Source organism: Geodermatophilus sabuli (assembly GCF_900215145.1).
GTDB lineage: Bacteria > Actinomycetota > Actinomycetes > Mycobacteriales > Geodermatophilaceae > Geodermatophilus > Geodermatophilus sabuli.
The window spans coordinates 257,408-284,394 of the sequence record NZ_OBDO01000002.1; the positions used below are offsets into that span (position 1 = coordinate 257,408).

Genomic DNA, 26,987 nt, shown 5'->3' on the forward strand with positions numbered 1-26,987 from the left:
CCGTCCATGGTGCCGGACCGCCCGCCTCAGGCCGGCGTGCCCTCCGCCAGGGTGGCGGCGACCAGGGCGTTCGCGTGCCCGTGCCCCATCCCGTGCTCGGACTTCAGCCACCCGACGAGCTCCATGTGTTTCGTCAGCGGCGAGGCCCTGATCAGCTCCTGCCACTCCGCGATCGGCCGCCCGTACTTCGCCTCGATCGACGGGAAGTAGCTGGCCGGGCCCGTGACTGCGTCTGCCATGCCCGCATCCTGGCGCATCCCGGGGACGGTTCCGGGCGGGCTCAGGCCGGGGCGACGGCCGACCAGCGCACGGTGACCTCACCGTGCCGCCACCGCCGCGACGAGCCGACGAACGGCCAGCCCTGGTCGGCCAGCGCCTGCACGGCCGCGGTCCAGCGCTGGCGCGGGCCGAAGGTGGACAGCCCGGCGGCGGTGGCCCAGGCGCCGTCGAGGGCGCGCAGGAACTCGTGGACCGGCTGCCCCGGGACGTTGTGGTGGATCAGCGCCTTGGGCAGCCGCTCGGCGAGGTCGGAGGGCCGGTCCAGGTCCGCCACCCGGGCCGACAGCGTGAGGGTGAGCGGCCCGTCGGCGTCCAGGGCGACCCAGGCGGCGCGGCGTCCCCACTCGTCGCAGGTCCCCTCCACCAGCAGCCCGCCCGGCCCGAGCGCGGCGCACGTGGTCTCCCAGGCTCGGGCGGCGGACTCCTCGTCGTACTGGCGCAGCACGTTGAACGCCCGGACCAGCACCGGCTGCAGCCCGGCCAGCTCGAAGCCGCCGAGGCGGAAGTCCACCCGCGGCGGGTCGCGGTCGGCGGCGACGGCGGCGACCCGCGCCGGGTCGATCTCCAGGCCGACGACCTCCAGACCGTGCACCTCCGGTCCCAGCCGGTCGGCCATCTCCAGCGTGGTGACGGCGGACGAGCCGTAGCCGAGGTCGACGACGAGCGGGCGGGCGGCGTCGCGCAGCCGAGGGAGCTGGGTGGCCAGCAGCCAGCGGTCGACGCGGCGCAGCCGGTTGGCGTTCGTGGTGCCCCGCGTCGGCAGGCCGAGAGCCCGGGCGCGGCCGGCGGCGAGGCGCGGGTTGGCCTTCCTGGGGGTGAGGACGGCCCGGCGCTTGTGGTCACCGCCTCCCGCCTCGCTCACCGGTCCAGAGCGTAGACCCGGTTAGCGTGGAGCCGTGCAGGTCCGACGGAACGCCCGCCTCGCGGAGCTGACGACGCTGGCGGTGGGCGGCCCCGCCGAGCGGCTCGTCGAGGTCACCGATGCCGGCGAGCTGGTCGCCGCCGTCCGCGAGGCCGACACGGCCGGCCGGCCCCTGCTGCTGCTCGGCGGTGGCTCGAACCTGATCGCCCCCGACGAGGGCTGGCCCGGCGACGTCGTCGCCATCCGCAGCCGCGGGGTCCAGCGCGACGGGTCGCAGCTGCTCGTCCAGGCGGGGGAGCCGTGGGACGACCTGGTCGCGTACACCGTCGAGCAGCAACTGGCGGGCGTGGAGGCGTTGTCGGGCATCCCCGGCTCGACCGGTGCCACGCCCGTGCAGAACGTCGGTGCGTACGGCCAGGAGGTCGCGCAGGTCATCACCGCGGTGCGCGCGTACGACCGGGCCGACGGCGTCGAGAGGGTGCTGACGCCCGCGGAGTGCGGGTTCGCCTACCGCGACAGCCGGCTCAAGCGCGAGCCCGGCCGGTTCGTCGTCCTCGAGGTCTCCTTCCAGCTGGCGCCCGGGGAGCTGTCCCGGCCGGTCGGCTACGCCGAGCTGGCCCGCCGGCTGGGTGTCGAGCTGGGGACGCCGGCCCCGCTGGCCGACGTGCGTGCCGCGGTGCTGGAGCTCCGCCGCGGCAAGGGGATGGTCTGGGACCCGGCCGACCCCGACAGCCGCAGCGCCGGTTCGTTCTTCACCAACCCGATCGTGCCTGTGGCGCAGTCCGTCGAGGGCTGCCCGAGCTGGCCGGCCGGCGACGGGCACGTGAAGCTCAGCGCCGCCTGGCTGGTGCAGCACGCCGGCTTCGGCCGCGGCACCCGCCAGGGCCGGGTCGGGACGTCGTCCCGCCACAGCCTGGCCCTGACGACGTCGGACGGTGCCACCGCCGCCGAGCTGCTGGCCTTCGCCGACACGGTGGTCGCCGCCGTCGCGGAGCGCTTCGGCGTGACCCTCGAGCGGGAGCCGACGACGCCCTCGCCCGACCCGGTGCTGCTCACCCGCCGTTGACCATCGGGGAGGTCACGGGGCAGGTCGTGAGGTCGCAGGCAGATCGGGAGGTCGGCGGGAGGCGCTCCGGTCAGATCTCCTCGCGGAAGACCTTGTGCTGGGCCGCCTGGGCGCGGGGGCGGACGACCAGCAGGTCGACGTTGACGTGGTGCGGCCGGGTCAGGGCCCAGGCGATGCAGTCGGCGACGTCCTCGGCGACCAACGGCTCGCGCACCCCCCGGTAGACCGCCTCGGCCTTGTCCCGGTCGCCGACCCGGTTGAGCGTGAACTCCTCGGTCCTGACCATCCCCGGTGCGATCTCGACCACCCGCACCGGCTGGTCGTACAGCTCCAGCCGCAGCGTCTCGGCCAGCGTGTGCACCGCGTGCTTGGCCGCCGTGTAGGACGCCCCGCCCTCGTAGGAGATCAGCCCCGCGGTGGAGCCCGTGAACAGCAGGTCGCCGGCCCCGGAGGCGATCAGCGCGGGCAGCAGCGCCTTGGTCAGGCGGACGGTGCCGAGCACGTTGACCTCGTAGGTGCGCTGCCACGAGTCCAGGTCGGCCTCGGCGACGGGGGCGGCGTCGAAGGCCCCGCCGGCGTTGTTGACCAGCACGTCCACGCGAGCGAGGGAGCCGGCGAACTCCTCGACCGACGCCGGGTCGGTGAGGTCCAGGGGCAGCGCCCGCGCGCCGATCTCCCCGGCCAGTGCGGTCAGCCGGTCCATCCGCCGCGCGCCGAGGACGACGTCGAAGCCCTCGGCGGCCAACCGGCGTGCGGTGGCCGCCCCGATGCCGCTGGAGGCGCCGGTGACGACGGCGGTGCGGCCCCGGCCGGGCAGGTCGGCGGGAGTGGAGGGAGACTGGGCGGAGGGGCCGGGCATGAACCCCATCCTGGCGCTGTTGCAGGATGGAGAGTCGAGCGGGTGCCTCCGGCGCCCCCACGTGCAGAGTCGAGCGGGTGCCGTCCGGCGCCCCCAGCCGAGGCGGGAGGTCGGACGTGGCCGCTCGCCGCCGTTCCCGGTCGGCCGTGCCCCGGCGGGTGGCGACCCTGTCGGTGCACACCAGTCCGCTGGACCAGCCCGGTGCCGGTGACGCCGGCGGCATGAACGTCTACGTCGTCGAGGTCTCCCGCCGGCTGGCTGCCCGCGGCATCGAGGTCGACGTCTTCACCCGCGCCACCTCCAGCGACCTGCCACCGGTGGTCGAGATGAGCCCCGGCGTGACCGTGCGGCACGTCAGCGCCGGCCCGTTCGAGGGCCTGGGCAAGGAGGAGCTGCCGAGCCAGCTGTGCGCCTTCACCGCTGCCGTGCTGCGCGAGGAGGCGCAGCACGAGCCCGGTCACTACGACGTCGTCCACTCCCACTACTGGCTGTCGGGCCAGGTGGGCTGGCTGGCCCGCGACCGGTGGAGCGTCCCGCTCATCCACACCGCGCACACCCTCGCCAAGGTGAAGAACGCCGCCCTCGCCGCCGGCGACCGGCCGGAGCCGCGGGGCCGCGTGATCGGTGAGGAGCAGGTGGTGGCCGAGGCCGACCGGCTGATCGCCAACACCGAGGACGAGGCCCGCCAGCTCGTCGACCACTACGCCGCCGACCCGCGCCGCACCCTCGTCGTCCCGCCCGGAGTCGACCTCGACCGGTTCACGCCCGGCGACCGGACGGCGGCCCGCCGGGCGCTCGGCATCGCCGACGACGCCGTGGTGCTGCTGTTCGTCGGCCGGATCCAACCGCTCAAGGCGCCCGACCTGCTGCTCGAGGCCGCCGCGCGGATGCTCGCCGAGGACCCGGCGCTGCGCGACCGGCTCCAGGTGCACGTGATCGGCGCGCCCAGCGGGTCGGGCCTGGAGGCCCCGCAGCAGCTGGAACAGCTCGCCGTCGAGCTGGGCATCGCCGACCTCGTGCGCTTCCTCCCGCCTCAGCACGCCGAGCAGCTGGCCCGGCACTACCGCGCCGCCGACGTCGCCGTCGTGCCGAGCCACAACGAGTCCTTCGGGCTGGTCGCGCTCGAGGCGCAGGCGTGCGGCACCCCGGTCGTCGCCGCCGCCGTCGGGGGCCTGCGGACGGCGGTCCGCGACGGGGTCTCCGGTGTGCTCGTCGGGGGCCGCGACCCGGCCGACTACGCCGCCGCGATCCGCGCCGTCCTCACCCGCCGGGAGCTGCTGTCCGCCGGTGCCCGCCGTCACGCGGCCGCCTTCTCCTGGGAGCGCACCGTCGACTCGCTGGTGGCGGCCTACACCGCCGCGGCCGAGGAGATGGCGGCCGCCGCGCGGCAGGCCGTCGCCGCCCCGGTGCTGCGCGCGGCCCGCGGCCTGGGGGCGGTGCGGGCGCTCGGCGCCCAGGTGGCCCGATGAGCACCGGGGAGCTCGACGCGGTGATCGAGCAGACGCTGCGGGACGCGGAGCTGGCGCACGAGCACCCCGCACCCGGCCGCTGGCTGGTCGACCTGCCGGGGACCAAGAAGCTCAAGACCGTCTGCGGGCTGATCGTCGGCGAGCACGCCCTGCGGGTGGAGGCCTTCGTCTGCCGCCAGCCCGACGAGAACCGCGAGCAGCTGTGGACCTACCTGCTGCAGCACAACGCCCGCATGTACGGGGTCGCCTACTCCATCGACAGCGTCGGTGACGTCTACCTCACCGGCCGGCTGCCGCACGCGGCGGTCACCCCCGAGGAGCTCGACCGCATCCTGGGCGCGGTGCTGAGCTACGCCGACGACCACTTCAACACCATGCTGGAGATCGGCTTCGGCACGTCGATCCGGCGCGAGTGGGAGTGGCGGGTCAAGCGCGGTGAGTCGCTGCGCAACCTCGAGGCGTTCGCCGACTTCGCCGACCCGACCCGGAGGTCGCGCCCCGCGGACGCCGGGGCGTGACGACCACCGACCGGGTGCCGGCCGCGACCGCGGAGCGGCCCGGCTACGCCCGCCGGTGGTGGGTGCTGGCCACCATGACGGTCTGCCTGCTCGTGGTGATCATGGGCAACACGACGCTCAACGTCGCGATCCCGACGCTGCAGCGGGAGCTCGGCGCCACCCAGGGCCAGCTGCAGTGGGCGATCGACGCCTACATCCTGGTCTTCGCCGGCCTGCTGTTCTCGTGGGGCGTGCTCGGCGACCGGATCGGCCGCCGGAAGGTCCTGGTGCTGGGGCTGTCGATCTACACCGCCGCCTCGCTGCTGGGCGCGTTCAGCGACAGCCCGGTGGAGCTGATCGTGTGGCGGGCGGTCATGGGCATCGGCGGGGCGGCGGTGCAGCCGGCCACCCTCGCGGTCATCACCAACGTCTTCCCGCCCGGCGAGCGGGGCCGGGCCATCGGCATCTGGGCCGGGGTGGCCGGCCTCGCGGTCGCCGGCGGCCCGCTCGCCAGCGGCGCGGTGCTGGAGCACTTCTGGTGGGGCGCGATCTTCCTGATCGCCGTCCCGGTCGCCGTCCTCGGCATCGTCGCCACGGTGCTCGTCGTCCCGGAGTCCCGGGACCCAGCACCGGGGCGGCTGGACGTGCCCGGTGTGCTGCTGTCGATCGCGGCGCTGGTGGGCCTGGTCTACGGGATCATCCACGGCGGTTCGGGGGCGGGCTGGACGTCGCCCAGCGTCCTCGTGCCGCTGCTCGGCGGCCTGGTGCTGCTCGTCGTCTTCGTGCTGCTGCAGCGGCGGTCCAGCCACCCTGCCCTGGACGTCTCGCTCTTCCGCAACCCGGCCTTCTCCGCGGCCGCGGCGGCGCTCGGGCTGAACTTCTTCGCCCTCATGGGCGCGACGTTCTACCTCGTCTACTACCTGCAGGGCGTGCGCGGCGACGGGCCGCTGGCCAGTGGTGCCGCGCTGATCCCCATGGCCCTGGGCATGGGGATCACGGCGCCGGTGGCCTCGCGGATCGCCGAGCGGCTCGGCGCGAAGCTCGTCGTGGCCACCGGCTTCGTGCTCATCACGACCGCCGTCCTCGGGTTCCAGCTGCTCGACGGCGGTTCGCCGCTGTGGCTGCTGCTCACGATCCTGTCGGTGCAGGGCCTGGGCATGGGTGCGGTCATGGCGCCGACCACCGAGTCGATCATGTCCGTCGTCCCCCGGCACAAGGCGGGCGCGGGCGCGGCGGTGAACAACTCGGTGCGCCAGGTCGGCGGTGCCCTGGGGGTGGCCATCCTCGGCTCGCTGCTGGCGGCCTCGTACGCGGCCCATCTGGGGGATGCCGTCGACGGTCTGCCGCCGGACGCCCGGGCGGAGGCGAGCACCTCGATCGTGGCCACCCTGGAGGCGGTGGCGGCCGCCCGCGCCGGTGGCGACGCCGACGTCGCGGCGGCCGCGGGGAGCGTCGTGGGCCCTGCCCAGGACGCCTTCGTCTCGGCCATGCACCTCACCGCGGTGGGCACCGCGGGGGCCACGCTGGTCGCCGCCGTCGTCGTCCTCGCCTGGCTGCCCGGCCGCCGCCGTCCCGCCGGTCAGGACGCGGTACCGACCCACCAGTAGGTCGTCGACGTGCGCGGCCGGTCGTCGCGGAACCGGCGCATCGCCTCGGCCACCTCCGGCTCGCGGTCGACCGGCAGGCACAGCCGGCGGCGGGTGAAGGCCAGGACGACGTCCGCCGGGGCGTCCTGCCACGGGTCCGGCCGCGGCTCGGTCGCGGACTCGGCGGCGATCCCCAGCTCGGCGAGCACCGCGCCGAATTGCGCCGCCGACGGTCCGGCGGGGCGGTCCTGACCGTGGAAGTGCCGCCACAGCGCGCCCATCGACGTCCACGGGTGGACGTCCCCGAGTTCGACCACGACCCGGCGTCGGGCGTGCGCGGTCAGCGCGGCCACGAACGCCTCGACGTCGGGGACGTTGTAGGCGACGTCCGCGGCGACGACGACGTCGGCGGGCGGGACCTCCTCGGCGACGTCGGGCCAGCGGCCGCACCAGGTCCGCACCGGGGTGCTCCCGGCCGCCGCGCGGTAGCGCTCCAGCATCTCTTCGGAGGAGTCGACCGCCAGCAACTCGGGCGCCCCGACGGGGATGCTCGCCGCGCCGCCTCCGCAACCGACGTCGAGCACGCTGGACGGCGCCACCTCCCGCGCGGCGTCGACGGTGCGGCCGGGACGGCGGTCGCTGCCGAACAGCCCGGGCGGGAAGCCGTACGGCGACTCGGGGGCGGCGGCGAGGACAGCCGGGTCGATGGCCCACGCGGCCAGCTCGTCACGCCAGCGCTGCACAGCGGTCATGCCGTGATCCTGCCCGGACCGGTCCCGGTGCCCGCCGGCAGCCGTTAGCGTGACGCCGGTGCAGGAGGGACCCACGCAGGAGCGCTTCGTCCGGGCGCTCGTGGGCGTGGTGGCCGCCTCCGCGTTGGCCTATCCGATCCTGCTGTGCGCCGTGGAGCTCGCGCTGGCCCAGCTGCTCGTCGTCGACGTCCCCGCGGTGGTGCTGTGGCTGACCGTGGCGGTGGCCTGCAGCGTCGCCGTCGTCGCGGCGCTGCGCTGGGGGGTGGCCAGACCGGTCCGCAGCCCGTGGTTGCTCACCGGCCTGGTGCCGCCCGCGGTCTTCGAGCTGTGGGTCGTGTGGCCGCTGCTCACCGGTTGAAGGACCCCGTCCTCCTCATCCCTCGCACGCTCGGGACGAGCCTCTGGACGGGGCCGACGACGAGCCGCACCGGATCGGGCAGGATGGCCGCGTGACGAGGACACCCCCCGGGACGCTGCTGCTGCTCCGCCACGGCGAGAGCGAGTGGAACAAGGCCAACCTGTTCACCGGCTGGGTGGACGTGCCGCTGTCGGACAAGGGCCGCATCGAGGCCGCCCGCGGCGGGGAGCTGCTCGCCCAGCACGGGCTGCTGCCGGAGGTCGCGCACACCTCCGTGCTCAAGCGGGCCATCAGCACCGCCGAGCTGGCGCTGGCCGCCGCCGACCGGCAGTGGATCCCGGTCAAGCGCTCGTGGCGGCTCAACGAGCGGCACTACGGCGCGCTGCAGGGCAAGGACAAGGCCGCCACGCTCGCGGAGTACGGCGAGGAGCAGTTCACCGTGTGGCGCCGCTCGTACAGCACTCCGCCGCCGCCCATCGAGCCCGGCAGTGAGTACGCCCAGGACGACGACCCGCGCTACGCGATGCTGCCGCCGGAGGTGCGCCCGGCCACCGAGTGCCTGGCCGACGTCGTCGTGCGGATGCTGCCCTACTGGTACGACGCGATCGTGCCGGACCTGCGTGCCGGCCTCACCGTGCTCGTCGCCGCGCACGGCAACAGTCTCCGGGCGCTGGTGAAGCACCTGGACGGGATGGGGGAGGACGAGGTCGTCGGCCTCAACATCCCGACCGGCGTCCCCCTGCGCTACGACCTCGACGACGAGCTGCGCCCGGTCAAGCCCGGTGGTGAGTACCTGGATCCCGAGGCCGCCGCCGCCGCGATCGAGGCGGTCAAGAACCAGGGGAAGCGCTGACGAGCCGGCCCCGGAGGGGGCGGCGAGGAAGCGCTGGACGGGACCCTTCCCACGGTGGGGAAGGGTCCCGTCGACGTCCGGGACTGCAGGAGCCGGGTACGGCACCCGGCTGGGTGGACCGGTCGCGGGGGCCCGGAGGGGCCTCCCGACCGGGACACGGGCAGCGGCTCCGCGCCGCGGGGGACGGCACCTGGCCGCGGTGTCGTCCGGAGGACGACGGTGTCACCGCGGTGTCGTCCGGAGGACGACAGGTCGCTCAGCCGGCGGCGTTGATCCGGTGCTCGCCGGTCACCAGGTAGACCACCCGGCGGGCGACGCTCACCGCGTGGTCGGCGAACCGCTCGTAGTAGCGGCCGAGCAGGGTGATGTCGATGGCGGTCTCGACGCCGTGCGGCCAGTCCTCGGAGAGCACCTCGCGGAACAGCTGGCGGTGCAGTCGGTCCATCGCGTCGTCGTCCTCCTCCAGCTCGAGGGCGGCCTCGACGTCCTGCTTGGCGATGACCGTGCCGGCCTTGGTGACCAGGCTCTCGGCGACGTGGCCGGCCTCGAGGAACACCGGCCGCACCTCCTGGGGCACCGCCGAGTCGGGGAAGCGCATCCGCGCCACCTTGGCGACGTGTTCGGCGAGGTCGCCCATGCGCTCGAAGTCGCTGGCGATGCGCATGGCCGTGATGACCGTGCGCAGCTCGGTCGCCACCGGGGCCTGGCGGGCCAGCAGCGTGAAACAGCGCTGCTCGATGCTCTCGCGGGTGGCGTCGAGCTGGTCGTCGGCGGCGATCACCAGGTCGGCGAGGGTGACGTCGGCGTCGAGCAGTGCGGTGGTCGCCTTGGACAGCTGGGACCCCACCGAGTTCGCCATGTCCACCAGGCAGCCGCGGATGTCGTCGAGCTCCTCGCGGTAGTTGTCGCGCACCGTCTTCCTCCTCGTCGGCCGAGTGGCCGTGTCTGCAGCACCGGGCTCCGGATCCTCGACGTCCCGGTGCGTCTGTCCTGAGCGTAGGTCCGGAACCGTGCCGGTTCCCGGCCCCGCGGGTGAACGAGCGGGCACGGGAACGTGAACAGTGCCGGTACGGCCTGGTGCCGCCACTCCGACGGGGGATGCCGGGGGGTCGCAGCCGCCTAGCATCGGCGGGGAGAGCGGGCTCGCGAGGTGCGGCCGCGTGCGGCGGCGAGGAGGAAGCGTGAGTCCCACGGTCGCCCTCGTGGTCGGCCTCGTCGTCGGCGGTGCCCTCGTCGCCACCGTCCTGCTGCGCTACAACCGGCCGGACTTCGACCGCTCGCCCCCGCCGGCGGCGCCGCCGCTGTCGGAGGCCATCCTGGCCCGCCGGCTGATCGACCTCATGGACCCCGCGGTCGTGTTCCTGGACGCCGACGACGTGGTGGTCCTGGCCAACCCGCCGGCGCGGGCCCTGGGTGTCGTGCGGGGCACGCGACTGCTGGTCCCCGAGCTGCTGGAGCTGGCCAAGGACGTCCGGAGCGGCAGGCGCCGCCGGCTCGACGTGGACCTCCCGGGGGAGCTGGTCGGCGGGGGGCCGCGGCAGGTCGGCGTGCACGGCATCCGGCTGGAGACCGGTGCACTCCCGGGGCCGGTCGCCCTCGTGCTGATGGACGTCACGGAGGCGCGCCGGGTGGAGGTGGTCCGGCGCGACTTCGTGGCCAACGTCGGCCACGAGCTGAAGACGCCGGTCGGTGCGCTGCGCCTGCTGGCCGAGGCCGTGGAGGACGCCGCCGACGACCCCGAGACGGTGCGCCGGTTCTCCGCGCGCATGACCCACGAGGCCGAGCGGCTCTCGCGGCTGGTCCGCGAGCTGATCGACCTGTCCCGCCTGCAGGGCGGTGAGCCGCTGCCCGAGCTGGTCCCGGTTGAGGTGGACCGCGTCGTCGCCGAGGCGGTGGACCGCACCGGCCTCGCCGCGTCGGCCAAGCAGATCACCATCGCCTCCGGCGGGCAGCACGGTCTGGTGGTCCGCGGCGTCGAGTCGCAGCTGGCGACCGCGGTGACCAACCTGCTGGCCAACGCCGTCGCCTACAGCCCGGAGGGGACCCGAATCGCGGTCGGCGCCCGCGGTCGCTCCGGCTTCGCGGAGATCACCGTGACCGACAGCGGCATCGGCATCCCGCGGGAAGACCGGTCGCGGGTCTTCGAGCGGTTCTACCGCGTGGACCAGTCGCGGGCCTCGACCACCGGCGGCACCGGCCTCGGCCTGGCCATCGTCAAGCACGTGGCCAGCAACCACGGCGGCTCGGTGAGCGTGTGGAGCGAGGAGGGCCTGGGCTCCACGTTCACGCTGCGGGTCCCGCTGGCCGCGCAGGTGGACGTCGAGGCGTCGTCCGCCGCCGCTGGTGCCCGTGCGCTGCCTCCGCGGGGCGGCTCTCCCGCGCTCGATCCTGCCGGCGCATCCGCCGGTTCCGAACCCACCGGCGACGCGGTCGCCGGCCCCGAGCCCGGCGGCGACGTGGTCGCCGGTGACGCCCCGAAGGGACGGACATGACCCGAGTGCTGGTGGTGGAGGACGAGGAGTCCTTCTCCGACGCGCTGTCCTACATGCTGCGGCGGGAGGGCTACGACGCGGTCGTGGCGCCCAGCGGGCCCGAGGCGCTGGCCGAGTTCGACCGCGGGGGCGCGGACATCGTGCTGCTCGACCTCATGCTCCCCGGCCTGCCCGGCACCGAGGTGTGCCGCTCGCTGCGCGCCCGCAGCAACGTGCCGATCATCATGCTGACCGCCAAGGACTCCGAGGTGGACAAGGTCGTGGGGCTGGAGCTCGGCGCCGACGACTACGTCACCAAGCCGTACTCCGCCCGCGAGCTGGTCGCCCGGATCCGGGCCGTGCTGCGCCGCCACGGCGACGCCGAGGCCCCGGCCGACGGTGCGCTGGAAGCCGGGCCGGTGCGCATGGACGTCGAGCGGCACGTCGTCTCCGTGGACGGCGAGCCGGTCGCGCTGCCGCTGAAGGAGTTCGACCTGCTCGAGCTGCTGCTGCGCAACGCGGGCCGGGTGCTCACCCGCGTGCAGCTCATCGACCGGGTGTGGGGCTCGGACTACGTGGGTGACACCAAGACCCTCGACGTCCACGTGAAGCGGCTGCGGGCCAAGATCGAGCCCGACCCCGCCAACCCGAAGTACCTGGTCACCGTCCGAGGGCTCGGCTACAAGTTCGAGGCCTGAGGGCGGGGCCGGGCGGGGTCACTGACCCCGGCCGGTCTCCTCCTGCAGCTCGTCGATCTTGCGGGATGCGTCGGCCTTGGTGATGTCCTCCGGGACCTCTTCACCGGCCTCGCGGGCGAGCGTCCCGAGGTAGCTCTTCTGCGCTCCGGTGGCCGGCTCGTCGCCGGTGACCCAGTCCGACGGGTCCTTCTCGGTGGTGCGTTCGGTGTGCACGTTCGATTCGCTCATGTGTTCGAGCGTAGGGCCGCGCGCGTCGACCCGCAGGTCGAGCGGCGCGGCCCCGGCCGGTCAGGCGGTCGCCAGCTCGGGCGCCGGGACGGGGGCGGCCGGCGCAGCGGCCCGCTGCTCGCGGAGGGCGTCCCAGCGGCGGCCGGTGCGGTAGACGTGCACCGCCCCGCACGCGGGGCACTCGACGTGCAGTGCGATGTGGGTGAGGTGGTTGACCACCGAGCGGATGCGCTGGTCCGCGACCAGCTCGTCGGTGTTCGTGACGGGGCAGGTGATGAGCAACATGGGATGAGCGTGCTCCCGGCCACACCCGCGCACGAGTGGCAGGACTGACCGCAATCGCAAGTTCTCTGCCATCATGTGGGCATGACAGCCAGTGGGCGTCCCCTCGTCGTCAGCACCGTCGTCGCCGACGGTCTGGTGGGCAGCTTCGGCCTCGGCGTGGCCGCGGAGGTGTTCGGCTACGACCGCACCGCCATGGGTCTGCCCCGCTTCGACTTCGGCCTGGTCACCGAGCAGCCGGGCGTCGTCCGTACCGACACCGGCATCCCGATCACCGTCGAGCACGGCCTCGAGCGGCTCGCGCAGTCGGACATCGTGACGATCACCGCCTGGGAGCTGTTCAGCCGCGTGCCCACGCCGCAACTGCTCGACGCGTTCCGCACCGCACACGCCAACGGCGCGCTGATCGTCAGCCAGTGCACGGGCGCCTTCGTGCTGGCCGAGGCCGGTCTGCTGGACGGTCAGCGGGCCACGACGCACTGGAAGTACGCCGGCGAGCTCGCCGCGCGGTACCCGGCGGTGCGGGTCGACCCGATGGTGCTCTACGTCGACAACGGCTCGATCATCACCGGGGCCGGCACCGCCGCCGGGGTGGACACCCTGCTGCACGTCGTCCGCCGGGAGTGGGGTGCCGCCGCGGCCAACGCGCTGGCCCGCGAGATGGTCGTCCCGCCGCACCGCGACGGCGGGCAGGCGCAGTTCATCGACGCCCCGGTGCCCGACTGCGAGGACGACCTGCTCGGCGCCGTCCTCGAGTGGGCCGCGGCGCACCTGGCCGACGACATCAGCGTCGACCTGCTGGCCCGGCGGGCGCTGATGAGCCCGCGCAGCTTCGCCCGCCGGTTCAAGGCCACCACCGGGACGACGCCGCACGCCTGGCTGCTCGGCCAGCGGCTGGCCGCCGCCGAGGAGTTGCTGGAGAACAGCGACGCCCCGGTCGAGGAGATCGCCCGGCTGGTCGGCTTCGGCACCGCCGCGGGGCTGCGCGAGCAGTTCACCCGCCGCCGCGGGGTCTCGCCGCGGGCCTACCGGCAGACGTTCCGGGCCGCGACCCTCGTGGGGGACGACCGCGCCGCCTGACGAGGCAGCCTGGGCGCCGAGGACGTGGCGCGCCCTCAGGTGCCGGGGATGGGGCGGGCGATGCCGACCAGCGAGTCCAGGCGGGCGGCGTTCGCCGGCGCCAGCGGGTTGCGGACCACCTCGGTCAGCGCGAACCCCGCCCGGGCCAGCAGCAGCGCGTGCGTGCGCGGCGTGAAGTGCCAGATGTGCTCGGTCGGCTTGAGCGTCCACCACCGGGTGCCCAGCAACCGCGCCGGCAGCGACGAGTAGTACGGCGTGGAGAACAGGACGACGCCGTCGTCGGCGACCAGCGAGCGCGCCGTCCGCCAGAAGGCCAGCGGGTCGGGCACGTGCTCGACGGTGTCCCAGGCGCACACCACGTCGAAGCCCGGCGTCAGCGGGGCGTCCTCCACCTGACCGCAGAAGACGTCGAGCCCCAGCGTGTCGCGGGCGTGCCCGGCGCCGGTGCGGGACAGCTCCACGCCCGACGTCTTCCAGCCCGCCGCCCGCGCCGCGGCCAGGAACAGGCCGTAGCCCGCGCCCACCTCCAGGAGCCGCCCGCCGGCCGGTGCGCCGCCGTGCTCCCGCTCGATCAGCCGCAGCCGCCCCGCGGTCCAGGTGCGCTGCAGCAGCATGGCGGGGGAGAACCGGCCGCCACCGGCCTCGGCGGCGTCGCCGTCGGAGGGCGCACTGCCGGAGGCGGTGCTGCCCGAGAGGGCGCTGCTGGAGAGGGCGTTGCCGTAGACGCCGCCCTCGAAGTAGCCGACGTCGTCGTAGAGCCGCTGCAGCGCCTCGGGACGCAGCCGTGGGCTGATGAACACCAGCGCGCACTGCGGGCAGCGGACCACGCCGAACGGGGCGACGTCGTGCACCAGCGTGCCCGGGAGGCCGCACAGGCAGCAGACGACGTCCTCGGTGTCCTCCGCGGTCCACACTGCCGGCGCACTCACGTGGTCAGCCTACGGAGCCCTCGGCCGGGCCCGGGGACGCGGGAGCGGTCGCGCCGACGGGCGGGTCGGCCGCGCCGGAGGCCGGCGGGTAGCGCAGCGCGAGGAGCGTGGTGATCCGCCGCCGGACCACCGGGGACACCAGGCTCCCGTCGGCGTCGGGCTCCAGCAGATCGCCGGGGACGACGACGTAGCGGTCCGGCGCGGCGTCGGCCTGGGCGAGGAAGGCCCGGCGCACCGCCACCGGGTCCGCGCCGGCGGGGGCGGCCGTGACCGGGGCGTCCACGACCACGGTGAGGTCGGGCAGCAGGCCGCGGGTGACCCACAGCGACGTGCGGAAGATCCGGTCGCCGTCGAGCCCCTGCCCGGCGCCGTGGAAGGCGATCGAGGTGTCCACGTAGTGGGTGTTCACGACGACCTCGTTGCGCTCCAGCGCCGGGCGGATCACCGTCGCGACGTGCTGGGCGCGGTCCGCGGCCGCCAGCAGCGCCGCCGTGTGCGCCCCGACCGGCCGGCCGTCGTCGTCGGTGGCCGGCTCGGCCGGAGGGAAGCCGGTGCCGCTGCCCGGGGCCGGCGGGAACAGCACCCCACGGACCTGCCGGCCGAGGGCGGTGTCGCTCGGCTCGGAGGTCACCAGGACGGGGCAGCCGCACTCGCGCAGCACCCCGGCGAGGTCCTCGGCGTAGCGGTGGGTGAGGGCGCGGTCGGCGCCCTCGACGACGACGAACAGCCCGACGCTGCTGGCCGACGCCGAGAGGAGGTCCGACCGGCCCCACAGCAGCCGGAGCACGTCGCGGACGCGGGTGCGCGAGCGGCCGGGAGCGACCTGGCGGGTGGCGTAGGCGCTCACCCCGAGGGCGAGGAACCCGCCGATCATCAGCGTGAGCCCGGGGCCGGTGACGGTCAGGACCAGGTCGCCGAACTGGATGTCGTGGCTGCCCAGCAGGCCGGCCAGGCCGGGGCCGACGGCGACGGCCAGCAGCAGGACGATCCGCACCGAGGAGATGACGAAGGCGAAGACCCGGCCGCGCAGCCGGTCCTCCACCTCGAAGCCGATCAGCGTGTAGCCGATGATCCAGCTGACGCCGGCGAACAGCCCGACGAGGAACGCCGCCCCGGTGGCCAGGACGAAGTCCCGCAGCAGCGACATCGCCAGCAGGGCCAGCCCGGCCAGGCCGATCGCGTGCGAGAAGACGCTGCGCCGCGGCACTGTCGGCAGGATGCGCGGCCCGACGAGCATCCCGATCGCCAGGCCGGTGAAGACCACGCCGAACACGACGCCGTAGCCGGCCGTGCCGGCCTCCAGGGTCGCGACGTAGAGTTGGGCGACGCCGATGGTGAGCCCGCCGGCGCCGAACGCGCCGATCACGCCCACGTACAGCGCCCGCATCAGCGGTTGCCCGCGGAGGAACGCCACCCCCTCGACCACGAGGGAGAAGACGTTGCGCTGCCCGCCGTCCCGGTCGACCGCCGTCGGTGGGATGAGCCGCCGGGAGAGCAGCACGGTCATGGCGCTGAGCCCGAACGTGGCGGCGTTGAACACCAGGGCGACGACGATGGCCGTCCGCGCCTCGCTGCCCGAACCGTCGGAGAACACCCGGGTGGCGGTGGACAGCAGCGCGAACACCAGCGCGGCGACCGGGACGGCGCCGTAGACGGAGAACAGCGACACCTGGTTGGCCACGGCCAGCCGCTCACGCGGGACGATCGCCACCCACATGGCCTGCTTGGCCGGGTTGGTGAACAGCCCGACCGCCTCGACCAGGAACTGGGCGATGTAGAGCCAGGTCAGCTGGTAGCTGACCGCGATCGACAGGTACAGCGACATGGCCAGCAGCTCGCCGATGACGACCGTCGTCCGGCGGTCCAGCCGGTCCGCGAGGGCCCCGGCCAGCGGGCCCAGCACGAGGTCGGGCAGCAGGCGGGTGAGGATCACGCCAGAGATCGCCGCACCCTGGACGGCCAGCGACTCCTCCCGGGTGAGCTGCTGGGCCATCGCGGTCGTCGCCAGCAGCCCGAGCCAGTCGCCGAGGCTGGAGATGGTGATGGCCGCCCACAGGCGGCGGAAGACCGGGATGCGGACCAGCGCGAGGAAGGCGTTGTCCGGGCGGGCGTCGTCCACTCGCGCGTCCCGCGCGCGGTCCCCGGCTGCGGGAGGGCCCGCCGCCGCGCGCTCCTCGATCACTGTCCCCGCCGTCCGCTCGTCCGTCCGTTCCGGAGAAGGGTAGTGGCGGGAGGCCACAGGTCAGGCCTGCCGCACCCCGGACGGGTGGTCCGGCTCGGGGCGGCGCCGGTGCAGGACGACCGGTCGCGGGCCGCGGTGCGCCGGCGGGCTCGCCGGGTGCGGGGCGAGCAGCCCCTGGTCCAGCCGGGCCTCGGTGAGCCGGCGCAGCTCCTCGTAGGCGGGCCCGCCCAACAGTGCGGTGAGCTCCGCGGCGTAGGTCAGCACCAGGGGTTCGGGGGAGACGTGCGCGGCGGGGGAACCGGTGCACCACCAGTGCAGGTCGTGCCCGCCAGGGCCCCATCCACGCCGGTCGAACTCGCCGATGCTGGACACCAGCACCGTCGTCCCGTCCGGCCGCTCCACCTGCTCCTGCTCGCGGCGCACCGGCAGCTGCCAGCAGACGTCCGGCTTGGTGAGCAGCGGGTGCAGGTCCTCCCGCAGCGCCATGCGGTGCAGCGCGCAGCCGGTGCCGCCCGGGAAGCCCGGCCGGTTGAGGAAGACGCAGGCGCCGTCCACCCGCCGGGTGCGCAGCGAGCGGACCCCGCCTTCGGCGTCGTCGTCGGCGGAGTCCTCCTCGGTCCAGGCGCCGCGGCCGACCGGGGCCAGCTGCCAGTCCTCGTCGGTGAGGTCGGCGACGGCGGCGGTCACCCGCGCCAGGTCGTCCTCGTCGGTGAAGAAGGCGCCGTGGCTGCAGCACCCGTCGTCGGGCCGGCCCTCGACCACGCCGGCGCAGCCGCGGCCGAACACGCACGTCCAGGCGGAGGACAGCCAGGTCAGGTCTGCACGGACGACGTGGCCGGGGTCGGCTGGATCGGGGAACTCGACCCACTCCCGGGCGAAGTCCAGCGGTACCTCGGGGGGGACGTCCTGCACCTGGTCGAGCGTAGGCGTCCGCCGTCGTGCGAGCGTGTTCGCGTGGTGACCCCCGACCCGGCCGTCGACGAGTACGTCGACCAGGTGACCGGGCCCCGCCGGCCTGCCGTCCTGTTGCTGCGCGACCTCTGCCGCACCCACCTCGAGGGCTTCACCGAGGGCATGCGGTACGGGATGCCGGCGTACTGGCGCGAGGGCGTCGACACCGGCGGGATCGCCTTCGCGGCGCAGCAGCAGTACCTCTCCCTCTACGTCCTGCGCACCGACGTCGTGGCCGCGCACCGCGACCGCCTCGCCGGGCTGAGCGTCGGCAAGGGGTGCATCCGGTACCGGCGGCCGGAGGATCTCGACGCCGAGGTGGTGCGCTCGATGCTGGAGATGACGGCCACCTCGGAGGGGCCCGGCTGCTGACCGGATCGGCCCGACGTGGCCGCGACCGGCAGACTGACCCCATGCGGCTCGGGGTGCTGGACGTCGGATCGAACACCGTGCACCTCCTCGTGGTCGACGCGCACAGGGGCGCGCACCCCACGCCCATGCACGACGACCGGGCGGTGCTGCGCCTGGCCGAGCACGTCGGCCCGGACGACGTCCTCTCCACGGAGGGCGAGAAGGCGCTGGTCGAGGCCGTCCGCCGGGCCTGCGACCAGGCCGCGGAGCAGGGCTGCGAGGAGCTGCTGGCGCTGGTCACCTCCGCGATCCGTGAGGCGCGCAACGGGCTGGAGGTGCTCGAGCGGGTCCGGCAGCGGACCGGCGTCGAGCTGCAGGTGACCAGCGGCGAGGAGGAGGCCCGGCTGACCTTCCTCGCCGTCCGCCGGTGGTTCGGCTGGAGCGCGGGGCGGCTGCTGGTGCTCGACATCGGGGGCGGCTCGCTGGAGCTGGCCAGCGGCGTCGACGAGGACCCCGACGTCGCGCTCTCCCTGCCCCTCGGGGCCGGCCGGATGACCCGCCACCACCTCCCCGACGCCCTGCGGGGCGGCCGGCCCGACCTCGCCGCCCTGGAGCGGCTGGACGCGTACGCAACCGACCTGCTCGCGCCGGCCGCGAAGGAGCTGCTGGCCGGTGGCCCGCCGGACCTCGTCGCGGCGACCAGCAAGACCTTCCGCACCCTGGCCCGGCTGACCGGCGCCGCGCCCTACTCCGCCGGTCTGCAGGTGCCCCGCCAGCTCACCCAGGACGGCCTGGGCCAGCTCATCGGCTTCGTGTCGCGCATCGAGTCCTCCGCGCTGGCCGAGCTGCGCGGCGTGTCGCCCGACCGCGCCCACCAGGTCCCCGCGGGTGCCGTCGTGGCGCGCGCCGCGATGCGGGAGCTGGACGTACCGTCCGTCCGGATCTGCCCGTGGGCCCTGCGGGAGGGCGTCATCCTGCGGCGACTGGACTGGTTGGGGGAAGAGCAGTGACCACCTCCCCTGGGGAGCGGGGCGCACCCCGCCGGGACCCGGAGACGGGGGGCCGGCCGCTCGCCGACATCCTCCGGGAGGCCGGGGTGGAGTCCCCGGCGCGCGGCCGCCGGCGCCGGGACGACGAGCACGACACCGGCGTGCGCCAGCGGGGGAGTGGCGGGGAGCCCGGGGCCGACACCGGTCGGGTGGGCGAGCGTGCCCCCTTCGGGCGTCGCGCCGTCGACCGGACCGGCGACCTCCCCCGGCCGAGCCCCACGCCCACGTCCGACCGCCGGCGGGCCCGGCCGGAGCCGTCCACCGCCGCCATCCCGGGCCTGCGGCCCTCGCAGAAGCCGGGCGTTCCGGGGGCGACCACGTCCGCCACCGGCTCGCTCCGGGCCCAGCGGCCGGCCGACGCGGGCCCCTCCACGGGGCCGATCCCCGTCGTCCGGTCCGACGACGACGCCCCACTGGTCGACGAGCCGCTCGGCCCGCGGGAGGGGGCTCTGGCGTGGTTGCGCTTCGCCGGCGAGCTCGTCGTCGCGCTCGCCGCCGGCGTCGGCATCTACTTCCTCTTCACCGTGCTGTGGGAGCTGCTGCCGTACCTGGCCGTGGTGCTCGCCCCGCTCGCCGTCGCCGCGCTCGTCGCCGGGGTCGGGGCGTGGCGGCAGCGGCAGGACAAGGAGCCGGCCGGCTTCCGGCTGGTCGGCGTCCTCGTGTTCGCGGCGACGGTGCTGACCATCGCGCCGGCAGCCGGCCTGCTCGCCGGCACCTGAGGGCGGCCTCCTCACCGGGACAGGGAGTCCTCGTCAGCCCTCGTCGTCCTCCTCGGGGCCGGCCGCGAACTGCTCGACCATCGCAGCGGTGAACGCGTCGAGGTCGTCGGGCTTGCGGCTGGTCACCAGGTTCCCGTCGACGACGACCTCCTCGTCGACCCACTTCGCGCCGGCGTTGCGCAGGTCGGTCTGCAGCGACGGCCACGAGGTCATCCGGCGACCGCGGACGACGTCGGCCTCGGCCAGCACCCAGGGGGCGTGGCAGATCGCCGCGACCGGCTTGCCGGCCTCGAAGAAGGCCTTCACGAAGGCGACGGCGTCGGCGTCGGCGCGGATGAAGTCGCCGTTGACGACCCCGCCGGGCAGCACCAGCGCCGCGTAGTCGTCGGGATCGGCGGAGCTCACGTCGAGGTCGACCTGCTTGGTGCCGGCCTTGTCGATGTGGTCGTAGGCGGTGATCTGTCCGGTCTCCAGGGACACCAGTTCCGGTTCGGCGCCGGCCTCCTCCAGCGCCTGCCACGGCCGCTCGAGCTCGACCTGCTCCACGCCGTCGGTCGCGAGGACCGCCACCCTCATCCCGTCCAGTTCTCCTGACATGCGGCCGCCGCTACCCCGGCCCCGACGACGGCACACGCCCCCGCACTACGTTCGGCACGTGCGCACGCAGACCCCGTTCCCGGTGCGCCGGCTGCTAGCCCGCCGCCCCGGAGTGCCGGCCGGGGCCGCCCGCCGGGGCGACGACCCGCTGACGACGGCGGCCGGCCTGGTGGCGGCGGGCTTTCCCGTCGCGCTCGAACACCGGCCCGCCGCGGGCTCCGCCGATCCCGCCGGGGAGTTCCGCGGGCTCGTCTCGCGGGTCGCCGGCGCCGGCCTGGCGCCGCGCTGCGAGCTCACCGTCCCCGTGACCGCGCTCGGTACCGCGGAGGCAGCCGCGGTCGCGCGGGCCGCCGCCGACGCCGGACTCGGCGTGGCCCTGGACGGGGACTCCGCGCGGGTCGACGCCCTCGCTGCCGCCCTGCCCGCGCCGGTCGTCGTGGTGCGAGCGGACCGACCCGGCGCCGAGGAGCGGTGCCGCGTCCACGCCGGCGGCCGGGTGCGGCTGGGCGGCGGCCGGGGCGCCGCGGCGGACCTGGCCTTCGTGCGCTGCCTGAACGTCCTGATGGCGGGGTCCGGGCACCCCGCGGTCGCCACCACCGACGCGCGGCTGGTCGCCATCGCCGGCGAGCGGGCCGCCTGGAACGAGCGAACACCGGACAGCTGGGAGTACGTCATGCCGTGGAGAGTCCGCACCGAGCAGCAGCGCCGGCTGGTCGCCGGCGGGTACCGGGTGCGGGTCGCCGTCCCCTCGGGGGAGGGCGCCGCGACCGCGGCGCTGCGCCGCCTGGCGGGTCCGCGATGAGCGCGACCCGGCGTGAGGGGCTGGCGATCATCGGAGGCGGCAAGATCGGGGAGGCCCTGCTGTCGGGCCTGGTCCGCCGCAGCGGGTCCGACGGCATCGTGGTCTGCGAGCGCAGCCCCGAGCGGGCCGCCGAGCTGACCGAGCGCTACGGCGTGCCGGCTCTCGGGCTCACCGAGGCGGCGGCCCGGTCCCGGGTGCTCCTGCTGGCGGTCAAGCCGCAGGACATCGGCACCCTGCTCGGCCTGCTGGGCGGTGCGGTCGACCCCGGGCACCTCGTCGTCTCCGTCGCCGCGGGCGTCCCGACGTCCACCATCGAGGCGGCGCTGCCGGAGGGTGTCCCCGTCGTCCGGGTCATGCCCAACACCCCGGCACTGGTGGACGAGGGCATGTGTGTGCTCTCGGCCGGCGCGCACGCCGACGAGGCCCACCTGGACGAGGCGGAGGCGCTGCTGGCCGCCGTCGGGCGGGTGCGCCGCGTGCCGGAGAGCCAGCAGGACGCCGTGACGGCGCTGTCGGGCAGCGGTCCGGCCTACTTCTTCTATCTGGTCGAGGCGATGATCGACGCCGGCATCCTGCTCGGCCTGCCCCGGACCCTGGCCGCGGACCTCATCGTGCAGACCGCGCTGGGCTCGGCGGTGATGCTGCGCGACTCCGGGGAGCACCCGGTGCAGCTGCGTGAGGCGGTCACCAGTCCCGGGGGGACGACGATCGCGGCGATCCGCGAGCTGGAGCGGCACGGCGTCCGTGCGGCGCTCATCGCGGCGATCGAGGCGGCGCACGACCGGTCAGTGGAGCTCGGCCGGATGCAGGACCGGTGACCTTAGCGCCTCAGGACGGCGACATGTCGACGTTCCGTGACTGGACGGCGACGTGTCGTCCACGACGCGCCCAGACGCATGTCGACGTACTGACATAGGTGTAGTTCTGCCCAGGACGGACCGGTCCGCATGTTCGTTTCTTCCATCGCTTCTGTCACGCCTGTCCCCCTACGCTCTGTATCAGCACGTGCGTGTCCCGTAGTCGGTGGGGAAGCCGGCGCCCGACGCGTGCTAGGTCCGGAGATGAAGTCATGACCATGCCCCAGCGCACCGCCACTGCCACCGCCTACGCCCGTCCCGGCGTCCCGGCCCCGCGTCAGGTCGGCCGTCCGATGGCTGCGACGATGGCCCGCCCGATCGCCCCGGCCCACCCGGCCGCCATGCCCGTCGGCCGCCCGGCCGTCCCCGCGCCCCGCGCCTCGGTCACCTTCCTGACCGTCGCCGAGGTCGCCAGCATGATGCGGGTCTCCAAGATGACCGTGTACCGCCTCGTGCACGCCGGCGAGCTCGCCGCCGTCCGTGTCGGCCGCTCGTTCCGCGTGCCGGAGCGCGCCGTGCAGGACTACCTGCGCGACGCCTACACCGACATCGCCTGAGCGGGGACCCCGTCCTCCCCCCTTCGCAGGCTCAGGGTGGGACCCGGGACGGGTCGCCCTGTCCTGCAGGGAGGCCGACCCACCCCGCAGGAGTGGGGCTCCACGCCGGCTCCGTTCCCGCGGCAGCGTCGCCGCGGGGGCGCCGGGTAGGCTCGGACGCCGAGCGACGCCGGACCGATGTGGATCCGGGCCGTCGCACTCGAGCTGATCACCTCGCACGGCGCCCGACGGGACCCCGGTCCCTCCTGGACGCCGCGCGGCGACGACACCAGGAGCACAGGGCATGGGTTCGGTCATCAAGAAGCGCCGCAAGCGGATGGCGAAGAAGAAGCACCGCAAGCTGCTGAAGAAGACCCGCGTCCAGCGACGCAACAAGAAGTGAGCTGACGCTCGTGCCGCCCGCGGTCGTCCTGGTCACCGGTGTGAGTCGGTGGCTCGGCGGTGCGCTGGCGGCCGAGCTCGCTCGCGACCGCTTCATCGAGCGGGTGATCGGGGTGGACACCGTCCCCCCGTCGCCGGAGGTGCTCCGGCGCCTCGGCCGCACCGAGTTCGTGCGCGCCGACATCCGCAACCCGCTGATCGGCAAGGTCATCGCGACCGCCTCGGTGGACACGGTCGTGCACATGAACATCAGCTCCACGCCGGCCGGTTCCGGCGGGCGTGGGCCCATGAAGGAGCTCAACGTCATCGGGACGATGCAGCTCCTGGCCGCCTGCCAGCGGGCGCCGTCGGTCCGCCGGTTCGTGCTGAAGTCGACCAGCGCCGTCTACGGCGCCTCCTCCCGTGACCCCGCCGTCTTCACCGAGGCCATGCAGGCCCGGCGGGTCCCCTCGGGCGGCTTCGCCAAGGACAGCCTCGACATCGAGGGCTACGTCCGGTCCTTCGCCCGCCGCCGTCCCGACGTCGGCGTGGCCGCCCTGCGGTTCACCAACTTCATCGGGCCGCGCATCGACTCCCTGCTCACACACTTCCTGCGGATGCCCCTGGTGCCCACGGCCCTCGGCTACGACGCCCGGGTCCAGTTGCTGCACGAGGACGACGCCCTGGCGGTGCTCGCGCAGGCGACCACCGGTGACTTCTCCGGCACGGTCAACGTCGGCGGGGAGGGCACCCTCCTGCTGTCGCAGGTCATCCGCCGGCTGGGCCGGCTGCAGGTCCCGCTGCCCTCGCCCACGCTGGGCTCGGTGGGGCGCCTCACCCGCCGGTTCGGGTTCGTCGACTACTCCCCGGAGCAGATGCGCTTCCTCAACTTCGGCCGGGTGGTCGACACGACGGTCCTGCGCGACGAGTTCGGCTACACCCCCCTCTACACGACCGCCGAGGCGCTGGCCGACTACGCGAGCACCGTGCCCCCGGTCGTCCCCCCGGATCTCGTCGGCAGCGTGACGTCGCGGGCCCAGGCCGTGGTGGACCGGGTGGGGGCCACGGTCGCCTCGGTCGGGCAGCGGCTGCGCCCGGTGCCGGCGGCCCCCGACCTGCGGGCGGTGCGCGATGCCTGAGGCCCGGGTCATCCCCCTGCGGCCCGAGGACGACGAACCGCGCGTGCCGCGGCCGCCGTCCCCGAGCTGGGAGGAGCAGGTCACCGGTGGCCTGGAGTTCCTCCGGCGCCGGCTGACCGGCGACTACGAGACGGACGAGTTCGGCTTCGACCCCGACCTCACCGACCACGTGCTGCTCCCGCTGCTGCGCCCGCTCTTCTCACGCTGGTTCCGGGTGGAGACCCACGGCGTGGAGAACGTGCCCGGCTCCGGCGGCGGGCTCGTGGTGGCGAACCACTCGGGGACGCTGCCGGTCGACGCGCTGATGACGACGGTCGCCCTGCACGACGACCACCCGGAGCAGCGCCGGCTGCGGCTGCTCGGCGCCGACCTCGTGTTCGAGATGCCGTTCGTCGGCACCGTGTCCCGCAAGATGGGCACCACCCTGGCCTGCAACGAGGACGCCGAGCGGCTGCTCACCGGCGGCGAGCTCGTCGGGGTGTTCCCCGAGGGCTTCAAGGGGATCGGCAAGCCGTTCCGCGAGCGGTACACCCTGCAACGGTTCGGTCGGGGTGGTTTCGTCACGGCGGCACTGCGCACCGGGGCGCCGATCATCCCGTGCGCCATCGTGGGCGCCGAGGAGACCTACCCGATGCTCGGCAACGCCAAGACCATCGCCCGGCTCCTCGGCCTGCCGTACTTCCCGATCACGCCGACCTTCCCGGTGCTCGGCCCGCTGGGGCTGGTGCCGCTCCCGTCGAAGTGGCTGATCGCGTTCGGCGAGCCGATCGAGACGGCGTCCTTCGGTCCGGCGGCCGCCGAGGACCCGATGCTGGTGTTCAACCTGACCGACCAGGTGCGCGAGACCATCCAGCAGTCGATCTACCAGCTGCTGCTGCAGCGCAAGTCCGTCTTCGGCTGAGGGAGGACCCTCGTCCCCCCACGCCTCGCCAGTTCGGCGCGGGCCCCTGACGAGGGCCGTTGCAGCGCGTCACCAGGGCCAGCGGTTGCGGCGGCGGAGGGCCACCGCGCCTCCCACGAGGCCACCGGAGACGGCGGCGGCGGCCACCGTCGGGACGCCGATCTTGGCGGCCTTGCGCCCGGTCCGGAAGTCGCGGATGGCCCAGCCCCGGGAGCGGGCGACGGCGCGCAGCTCGGTGTCGGGGTTCACCGCGACCGCCGTCCCCACGAGGGTCAGCATCGGCAGGTCGTTGGAGCTGTCGCTGTAGGCGGTGCAGCGGGACAGGTCCAGCCCCTCCCGCTCGGCCAGTGCCCGCACCGCCTCGGCCTTGGCCTCGCCGTGCATGAGCTCCCCGACCAGCCGGCCGGTGTACCGGCCGTCGACGACCTCGGCCACGGTGCCCAGGGCGCCGGTGAGGCCCAGCCGGTGGGCGATGATGCGGGCCAGCTCGACCGGGGTGGCGGTGACCAGCCAGACGCGCTGGCCGGCGTCGAGGTGCTTCTGGGCCAGCACCCGCGTGCCGGCCCAGATCCGGTCGGCCATGAGCTCGTCGTAGATCTCCTCGCTGACCGCCACGATCTCGTCGACCGGGCGGTCGGCGACGAACGCCAGCGCGTTCTCCCGGATGGTGTGCATGTCGTCGGCGCTCTCGTTGCCGGCGACCCGGAACTTGGCCTGCTGCCACACGAACAGCGCGAGGTCCCGCGCCCGGAAGTACTTGCGGGCGGCCAGTCCGCGGGCGAACCAGAACAGGGACGCGCCCATCATCATCGTGTTGTCGACGTCGAAGAACGCGGCGGTGGTGAGGTCGGGGACGACGGCCGGGGCCGGCGCGACCTCGGCGGCCGCGGCCGACGCGGCACCGGCGACGTGCGCGCGGGTCTCCTCGTCGGGCAGCTCGCCCGCCCTCCGCGCGCGGCGGCCACGGAAGGGGAGTCCCGGCACGACGACCTCCCTGTCGACCCGGCGCGGCCGGCGCGGGACCGGGCTGCGGGGTGGTGGACCTGCTCCGGAACCCTAACCAGGCCGTCGGTGGGCCGCCGTCGCGGGTTCAGCAGACGAGGAACGGGATGCAGCTCGACAGCGGGGTGTCGACCAGTGGCGGCGGAGGCGTCCGCAACGGTCGCGGCACGGCCGGGGTCGGTACCGCGGGGGCCGGTGGGGCGCCACCGGCGCGGCCGGGTGCGGGGACGGCCGAGGGGGGCTCCGCGGGCCGCGGCGGCGCGCCGCCGGGCGGCGTGGCCGGGCCCGGGACGCCGGTGCCGGCCGGTTTCTCGGGTACGGCTGGCACCGGGGCGGGTATCGCGGGGGTCGGGGACGCCGGGGTGCCGGGGGCCGCGCTCGGTGGCGGGCTCGGGGGTGCCGGGGCTGGGGCCGGCGCCGGGGCCGCGGGCGGCGGGGCGCCGACGTCGGTCGGGCAGGGGGCCGGCACGGGGCCGAGGACGTCGGCGCCGGCGGTCGCGGGCCCGCCCGGGCACGCGAGGGCGACCCGGAGGCCGGCGGCGCGGGCGGTCACCGCGGCCAGCAGGTCCGTGGACTCCTGCGCGGCTCCGGTGGTGCCGGCCGGCAGCTCCGGCCGCAGCGCCGCCAGCCCGGCGTCCTGGTCCGCGGCCCAGCCGGCCAGCTCGTCCAGCGGGGCGGCGTCCGTGGCGGTGACCGCCGAGGTGGCCAGCAGGGCGGCGCCCTCCGCCGTCTGCACGTCCATCGTGTCCAGCAGCGTGACGACGACGTCGGCCGGCTCGGCGCCGTCGAGCGCGTCGATCTCGGCCAGCCGGGTGGTGGCGAACTCCAGCAGGGTGAGGCCGCGGTCGTCCCCGGCCAGGGCGAGCCGGCCCTGCTCGGTGCCGCGCTTGACACCGTAGAGGACGTCGCCCGGGCCGGCGCCGGTGGCGAGGGCGACCAGGGCGCCCAGGGTCGTCACGGTGAGGGCGGCACCGGCCAGGCCGGCCGTGAGCCGGGCGCGCCAGGGCCCGGCGGGCCGGTCGGCGCGGGCCGCCAGCAGCCGGCGCAGCCGGGTCGGCGGCGGTTGAGGGGAGCGCACGGCCGCCATGGCCACCAGCCGGTCGCGGGTGGCGGCCCGGAACGCGGGGTCGGGCGTGTCGTCGAGGTCTCCGGCCAGCGCGTGCAGGCAGGCGACGACGACGTCCTCCCGGTCCCGGACGGCGGCACGCCGGGAGGCCGCGGGCGCGGCGTCGTCGTGCGTTCTCACCTGGG

31 protein-coding genes are annotated in these 26,987 nt (G+C 75.1%); 18 read left to right on the forward strand and 13 right to left on the reverse strand.

Going from position 1 to position 26,987, the window contains the following annotated elements; genetic code table 11:
* Positions 1-26: 26 nt before the first annotated feature.
* Both CRP39_RS06780 and CRP39_RS06785 read right to left on the reverse strand, forming a co-directional pair.
* Positions 27-239 carry a DUF4287 domain-containing protein gene (locus CRP39_RS06780; RefSeq protein ID WP_097205535.1) on the reverse strand — a complete coding sequence of 71 codons (213 nt, stop codon included), beginning with the start codon at positions 237-239 and terminating at the stop codon, positions 27-29.
* Positions 240-280: 41 nt separating this feature from the next.
* A complete protein-coding gene (locus tag CRP39_RS06785; protein ID WP_097205536.1) occupies positions 281-1,141 on the reverse strand; it encodes an SAM-dependent methyltransferase in 861 nt (286 codons plus the stop codon).
* A gap of 34 nt (positions 1,142-1,175) precedes the next feature.
* Between CRP39_RS06785 and CRP39_RS06790 the strand changes: the two genes are divergently transcribed.
* Positions 1,176-2,207 carry a UDP-N-acetylmuramate dehydrogenase gene (locus CRP39_RS06790; protein ID WP_097205537.1) on the forward strand — a complete coding sequence of 344 codons (1,032 nt, stop codon included), beginning with the start codon at positions 1,176-1,178 and terminating at the stop codon, positions 2,205-2,207.
* A gap of 70 nt (positions 2,208-2,277) precedes the next feature.
* On the opposite strand, the gene CRP39_RS06795 is transcribed toward CRP39_RS06790, so the two are convergent.
* Positions 2,278-3,066, reverse strand: a complete 789-nt coding sequence (locus tag CRP39_RS06795; protein ID WP_097205538.1) for an SDR family oxidoreductase — start codon at positions 3,064-3,066, stop codon at positions 2,278-2,280.
* Positions 3,067-3,182: 116 nt separating this feature from the next.
* On the opposite strand from CRP39_RS06795, the gene mshA reads away from it, so the two are divergent.
* The 3 genes from mshA to CRP39_RS06810 are packed head-to-tail and all read left to right on the forward strand — an operon-like array spanning position 3,183 to position 6,639.
* Complete coding sequence (gene mshA / locus CRP39_RS06800) at positions 3,183-4,535, forward strand: D-inositol-3-phosphate glycosyltransferase (protein ID WP_097205539.1); 1,353 nt, start codon at positions 3,183-3,185, stop codon at positions 4,533-4,535.
* Positions 4,532-5,053, forward strand: a complete 522-nt coding sequence (locus CRP39_RS06805) for a type III secretion system chaperone family protein (protein WP_097205540.1) — start codon at positions 4,532-4,534, stop codon at positions 5,051-5,053. Before mshA ends, CRP39_RS06805 begins: the two co-directional genes overlap by 4 nt.
* Positions 5,050-6,639, forward strand: a complete 1,590-nt coding sequence (locus tag CRP39_RS06810) for an MFS transporter (RefSeq protein ID WP_245853653.1) — start codon at positions 5,050-5,052, stop codon at positions 6,637-6,639. Before CRP39_RS06805 ends, CRP39_RS06810 begins: the two co-directional genes overlap by 4 nt.
* Here the strand turns inward: CRP39_RS06810 and CRP39_RS06815 are convergent.
* A complete protein-coding gene (locus tag CRP39_RS06815; protein ID WP_097205541.1) occupies positions 6,612-7,370 on the reverse strand; it encodes a methyltransferase domain-containing protein in 759 nt (252 codons plus the stop codon). The genes CRP39_RS06810 and CRP39_RS06815 overlap by 28 nt on opposite strands.
* A 58-nt stretch (positions 7,371-7,428) precedes the next feature.
* Between CRP39_RS06815 and CRP39_RS06820 the strand changes: the two genes are divergently transcribed.
* Entirely contained in the window at positions 7,429-7,728 is a 300-nt protein-coding gene (locus CRP39_RS06820; RefSeq protein WP_143426585.1) for a hypothetical protein, read from the forward strand.
* Positions 7,729-7,819: 91 nt separating this feature from the next.
* Positions 7,820-8,581, forward strand: coding sequence for a phosphoglyceromutase (locus tag CRP39_RS06825; RefSeq protein ID WP_172442327.1), 762 nt, complete (start codon positions 7,820-7,822; stop codon positions 8,579-8,581).
* A gap of 256 nt (positions 8,582-8,837) precedes the next feature.
* Here the strand turns inward: CRP39_RS06825 and phoU are convergent, their stop codons facing one another.
* Entirely contained in the window at positions 8,838-9,494 is a 657-nt protein-coding gene (gene phoU, locus CRP39_RS06830) for a phosphate signaling complex protein PhoU (RefSeq protein WP_097205543.1), read from the reverse strand.
* Positions 9,495-9,762: 268 nt separating this feature from the next.
* Between phoU and CRP39_RS06835 the strand changes: the two genes are divergently transcribed.
* Together CRP39_RS06835 and CRP39_RS06840 are read left to right on the forward strand one after the other, a co-directional pair.
* Entirely contained in the window at positions 9,763-11,073 is a 1,311-nt protein-coding gene (locus tag CRP39_RS06835) for a sensor histidine kinase (RefSeq protein WP_097205544.1), read from the forward strand.
* Entirely contained in the window at positions 11,070-11,750 is a 681-nt protein-coding gene (locus CRP39_RS06840; RefSeq protein WP_097205545.1) for a response regulator transcription factor, read from the forward strand. Before CRP39_RS06835 ends, CRP39_RS06840 begins: the two co-directional genes overlap by 4 nt.
* An 18-nt stretch (positions 11,751-11,768) precedes the next feature.
* Here CRP39_RS06840 and CRP39_RS06845 read toward each other — a convergent pair whose 3' ends face one another.
* Both CRP39_RS06845 and CRP39_RS06850 read right to left on the reverse strand, forming a co-directional pair.
* On the reverse strand, positions 11,769-11,978 hold the full coding sequence (locus CRP39_RS06845) for a DUF3072 domain-containing protein (RefSeq protein ID WP_097205546.1): 210 nt from the start codon (positions 11,976-11,978) through the stop codon (positions 11,769-11,771).
* Positions 11,979-12,038: 60 nt separating this feature from the next.
* Entirely contained in the window at positions 12,039-12,263 is a 225-nt protein-coding gene (locus CRP39_RS06850; RefSeq protein ID WP_097205547.1) for a hypothetical protein, read from the reverse strand.
* Between the two features lie 81 nt (positions 12,264-12,344).
* Here CRP39_RS06850 and CRP39_RS06855 point away from each other — a divergent pair, with 81 nt between their 5' ends.
* Positions 12,345-13,340, forward strand: coding sequence for a helix-turn-helix domain-containing protein (locus CRP39_RS06855; protein WP_097205869.1), 996 nt, complete (start codon positions 12,345-12,347; stop codon positions 13,338-13,340).
* Between the two features lie 35 nt (positions 13,341-13,375).
* Here the strand turns inward: CRP39_RS06855 and CRP39_RS06860 are convergent, their stop codons facing one another.
* From CRP39_RS06860 to CRP39_RS06870, 3 genes are all read right to left on the reverse strand, one after another.
* Positions 13,376-14,269: a class I SAM-dependent methyltransferase gene (locus CRP39_RS06860; RefSeq protein ID WP_097205548.1), complete on the reverse strand. Its 894-nt coding sequence runs from the start codon at positions 14,267-14,269 to the stop codon at positions 13,376-13,378.
* Between the two features lie 4 nt (positions 14,270-14,273).
* Entirely contained in the window at positions 14,274-16,388 is a 2,115-nt protein-coding gene (locus CRP39_RS06865; protein WP_097205549.1) for a bifunctional MFS transporter/dTMP kinase, read from the reverse strand.
* 123 nt (positions 16,389-16,511) lie between these two features.
* Positions 16,512-17,363, reverse strand: coding sequence for a DUF3109 family protein (locus tag CRP39_RS06870; RefSeq protein ID WP_097205550.1), 852 nt, complete (start codon positions 17,361-17,363; stop codon positions 16,512-16,514).
* A gap of 42 nt (positions 17,364-17,405) precedes the next feature.
* On the opposite strand from CRP39_RS06870, the gene CRP39_RS06875 reads away from it, so the two are divergent.
* The 3 genes from CRP39_RS06875 to CRP39_RS06885 are packed head-to-tail and all read left to right on the forward strand — an operon-like array spanning position 17,406 to position 19,521.
* Complete coding sequence (locus tag CRP39_RS06875; RefSeq protein ID WP_097205551.1) at positions 17,406-17,774, forward strand: iron chaperone; 369 nt, start codon at positions 17,406-17,408, stop codon at positions 17,772-17,774.
* A 41-nt stretch (positions 17,775-17,815) separates the two neighbouring features.
* The gene (locus CRP39_RS06880; protein ID WP_097205552.1) at positions 17,816-18,763 is read left to right on the forward strand and encodes a Ppx/GppA phosphatase family protein; all 948 of its coding nucleotides are present in this window, start codon (positions 17,816-17,818) and stop codon (positions 18,761-18,763) included.
* On the forward strand, positions 18,760-19,521 hold the full coding sequence (locus tag CRP39_RS06885) for a hypothetical protein (RefSeq protein WP_097205553.1): 762 nt from the start codon (positions 18,760-18,762) through the stop codon (positions 19,519-19,521). Before CRP39_RS06880 ends, CRP39_RS06885 begins: the two co-directional genes overlap by 4 nt.
* Before the next feature lie 33 nt (positions 19,522-19,554).
* Here the strand turns inward: CRP39_RS06885 and CRP39_RS06890 are convergent, their stop codons facing one another.
* Positions 19,555-20,097: a type 1 glutamine amidotransferase domain-containing protein gene (locus tag CRP39_RS06890; protein ID WP_281253755.1), complete on the reverse strand. Its 543-nt coding sequence runs from the start codon at positions 20,095-20,097 to the stop codon at positions 19,555-19,557.
* Between the two features lie 79 nt (positions 20,098-20,176).
* Between CRP39_RS06890 and CRP39_RS06895 the strand changes: the two genes are divergently transcribed.
* The 6 genes from CRP39_RS06895 (at position 20,177) to CRP39_RS06920 (ending at position 24,734) form a co-directional block, all read left to right on the forward strand.
* A complete protein-coding gene (locus CRP39_RS06895; protein WP_097205555.1) occupies positions 20,177-20,920 on the forward strand; it encodes a hypothetical protein in 744 nt (247 codons plus the stop codon).
* Positions 20,917-21,738: a pyrroline-5-carboxylate reductase gene (gene proC, locus CRP39_RS06900; RefSeq protein ID WP_097205556.1), complete on the forward strand. Its 822-nt coding sequence runs from the start codon at positions 20,917-20,919 to the stop codon at positions 21,736-21,738. The genes CRP39_RS06895 and proC overlap by 4 nt, the downstream gene beginning before the upstream one ends.
* Before the next feature lie 251 nt (positions 21,739-21,989).
* A complete protein-coding gene (locus tag CRP39_RS27425) occupies positions 21,990-22,334 on the forward strand; it encodes a helix-turn-helix domain-containing protein (RefSeq protein WP_245853654.1) in 345 nt (114 codons plus the stop codon).
* 283 nt (positions 22,335-22,617) lie between these two features.
* Positions 22,618-22,716: a 30S ribosomal protein bS22 gene (locus tag CRP39_RS06910; protein WP_012854759.1), complete on the forward strand. Its 99-nt coding sequence runs from the start codon at positions 22,618-22,620 to the stop codon at positions 22,714-22,716.
* A 10-nt stretch (positions 22,717-22,726) separates the two neighbouring features.
* Positions 22,727-23,833 carry an NAD-dependent epimerase/dehydratase family protein gene (locus CRP39_RS06915; RefSeq protein WP_097205557.1) on the forward strand — a complete coding sequence of 369 codons (1,107 nt, stop codon included), beginning with the start codon at positions 22,727-22,729 and terminating at the stop codon, positions 23,831-23,833.
* Positions 23,826-24,734: a lysophospholipid acyltransferase family protein gene (locus tag CRP39_RS06920; protein WP_097205558.1), complete on the forward strand. Its 909-nt coding sequence runs from the start codon at positions 23,826-23,828 to the stop codon at positions 24,732-24,734. The genes CRP39_RS06915 and CRP39_RS06920 overlap by 8 nt, the downstream gene beginning before the upstream one ends.
* A 69-nt stretch (positions 24,735-24,803) precedes the next feature.
* On the opposite strand, the gene CRP39_RS06925 is transcribed toward CRP39_RS06920, so the two are convergent.
* Both CRP39_RS06925 and CRP39_RS06930 read right to left on the reverse strand, forming a co-directional pair.
* Positions 24,804-25,718, reverse strand: a complete 915-nt coding sequence (locus tag CRP39_RS06925; RefSeq protein ID WP_097205559.1) for an HAD family hydrolase — start codon at positions 25,716-25,718, stop codon at positions 24,804-24,806.
* Between the two features lie 106 nt (positions 25,719-25,824).
* Positions 25,825-26,982: a DUF5667 domain-containing protein gene (locus CRP39_RS06930; protein WP_097205560.1), complete on the reverse strand. Its 1,158-nt coding sequence runs from the start codon at positions 26,980-26,982 to the stop codon at positions 25,825-25,827.
* Positions 26,983-26,987: the final 5 nt, after the last annotated feature.

What these genes read in the sequence shown, in the direction of transcription:
- CRP39_RS06780 (WP_097205535.1), bottom strand. Translation starts at nt 239, where the DNA reads ATGGCAGACGCAGTCACGGGCCCGGCCAGCTACTTCCCGTCGATCGAG.
- CRP39_RS06795 (WP_097205538.1), bottom strand. Translation starts at nt 3,066, where the DNA reads ATGCCCGGCCCCTCCGCCCAGTCTCCCTCCACTCCCGCCGACCTGCCC.
- CRP39_RS06805 (WP_097205540.1), top strand. Translation starts at nt 4,532, where the DNA reads ATGAGCACCGGGGAGCTCGACGCGGTGATCGAGCAGACGCTGCGGGAC.
- CRP39_RS06815 (WP_097205541.1), bottom strand. Translation starts at nt 7,370, where the DNA reads ATGACCGCTGTGCAGCGCTGGCGTGACGAGCTGGCCGCGTGGGCCATC.
- CRP39_RS06840 (WP_097205545.1), top strand. Translation starts at nt 11,070, where the DNA reads ATGACCCGAGTGCTGGTGGTGGAGGACGAGGAGTCCTTCTCCGACGCG.
- CRP39_RS06845 (WP_097205546.1), bottom strand. Translation starts at nt 11,978, where the DNA reads ATGAGCGAATCGAACGTGCACACCGAACGCACCACCGAGAAGGACCCG.
- CRP39_RS06850 (WP_097205547.1), bottom strand. Translation starts at nt 12,263, where the DNA reads ATGTTGCTCATCACCTGCCCCGTCACGAACACCGACGAGCTGGTCGCG.
- CRP39_RS06855 (WP_097205869.1), top strand. Translation starts at nt 12,345, where the DNA reads ATGACAGCCAGTGGGCGTCCCCTCGTCGTCAGCACCGTCGTCGCCGAC.
- CRP39_RS06880 (WP_097205552.1), top strand. Translation starts at nt 17,816, where the DNA reads ATGCGGCTCGGGGTGCTGGACGTCGGATCGAACACCGTGCACCTCCTC.
- CRP39_RS06890 (WP_281253755.1), bottom strand. Translation starts at nt 20,097, where the DNA reads ATGAGGGTGGCGGTCCTCGCGACCGACGGCGTGGAGCAGGTCGAGCTC.
- proC (WP_097205556.1), top strand. Translation starts at nt 20,917, where the DNA reads ATGAGCGCGACCCGGCGTGAGGGGCTGGCGATCATCGGAGGCGGCAAG.
- CRP39_RS27425 (WP_245853654.1), top strand. Translation starts at nt 21,990, where the DNA reads ATGACCATGCCCCAGCGCACCGCCACTGCCACCGCCTACGCCCGTCCC.
- CRP39_RS06910 (WP_012854759.1), top strand. Translation starts at nt 22,618, where the DNA reads ATGGGTTCGGTCATCAAGAAGCGCCGCAAGCGGATGGCGAAGAAGAAG.
- CRP39_RS06920 (WP_097205558.1), top strand. Translation starts at nt 23,826, where the DNA reads ATGCCTGAGGCCCGGGTCATCCCCCTGCGGCCCGAGGACGACGAACCG.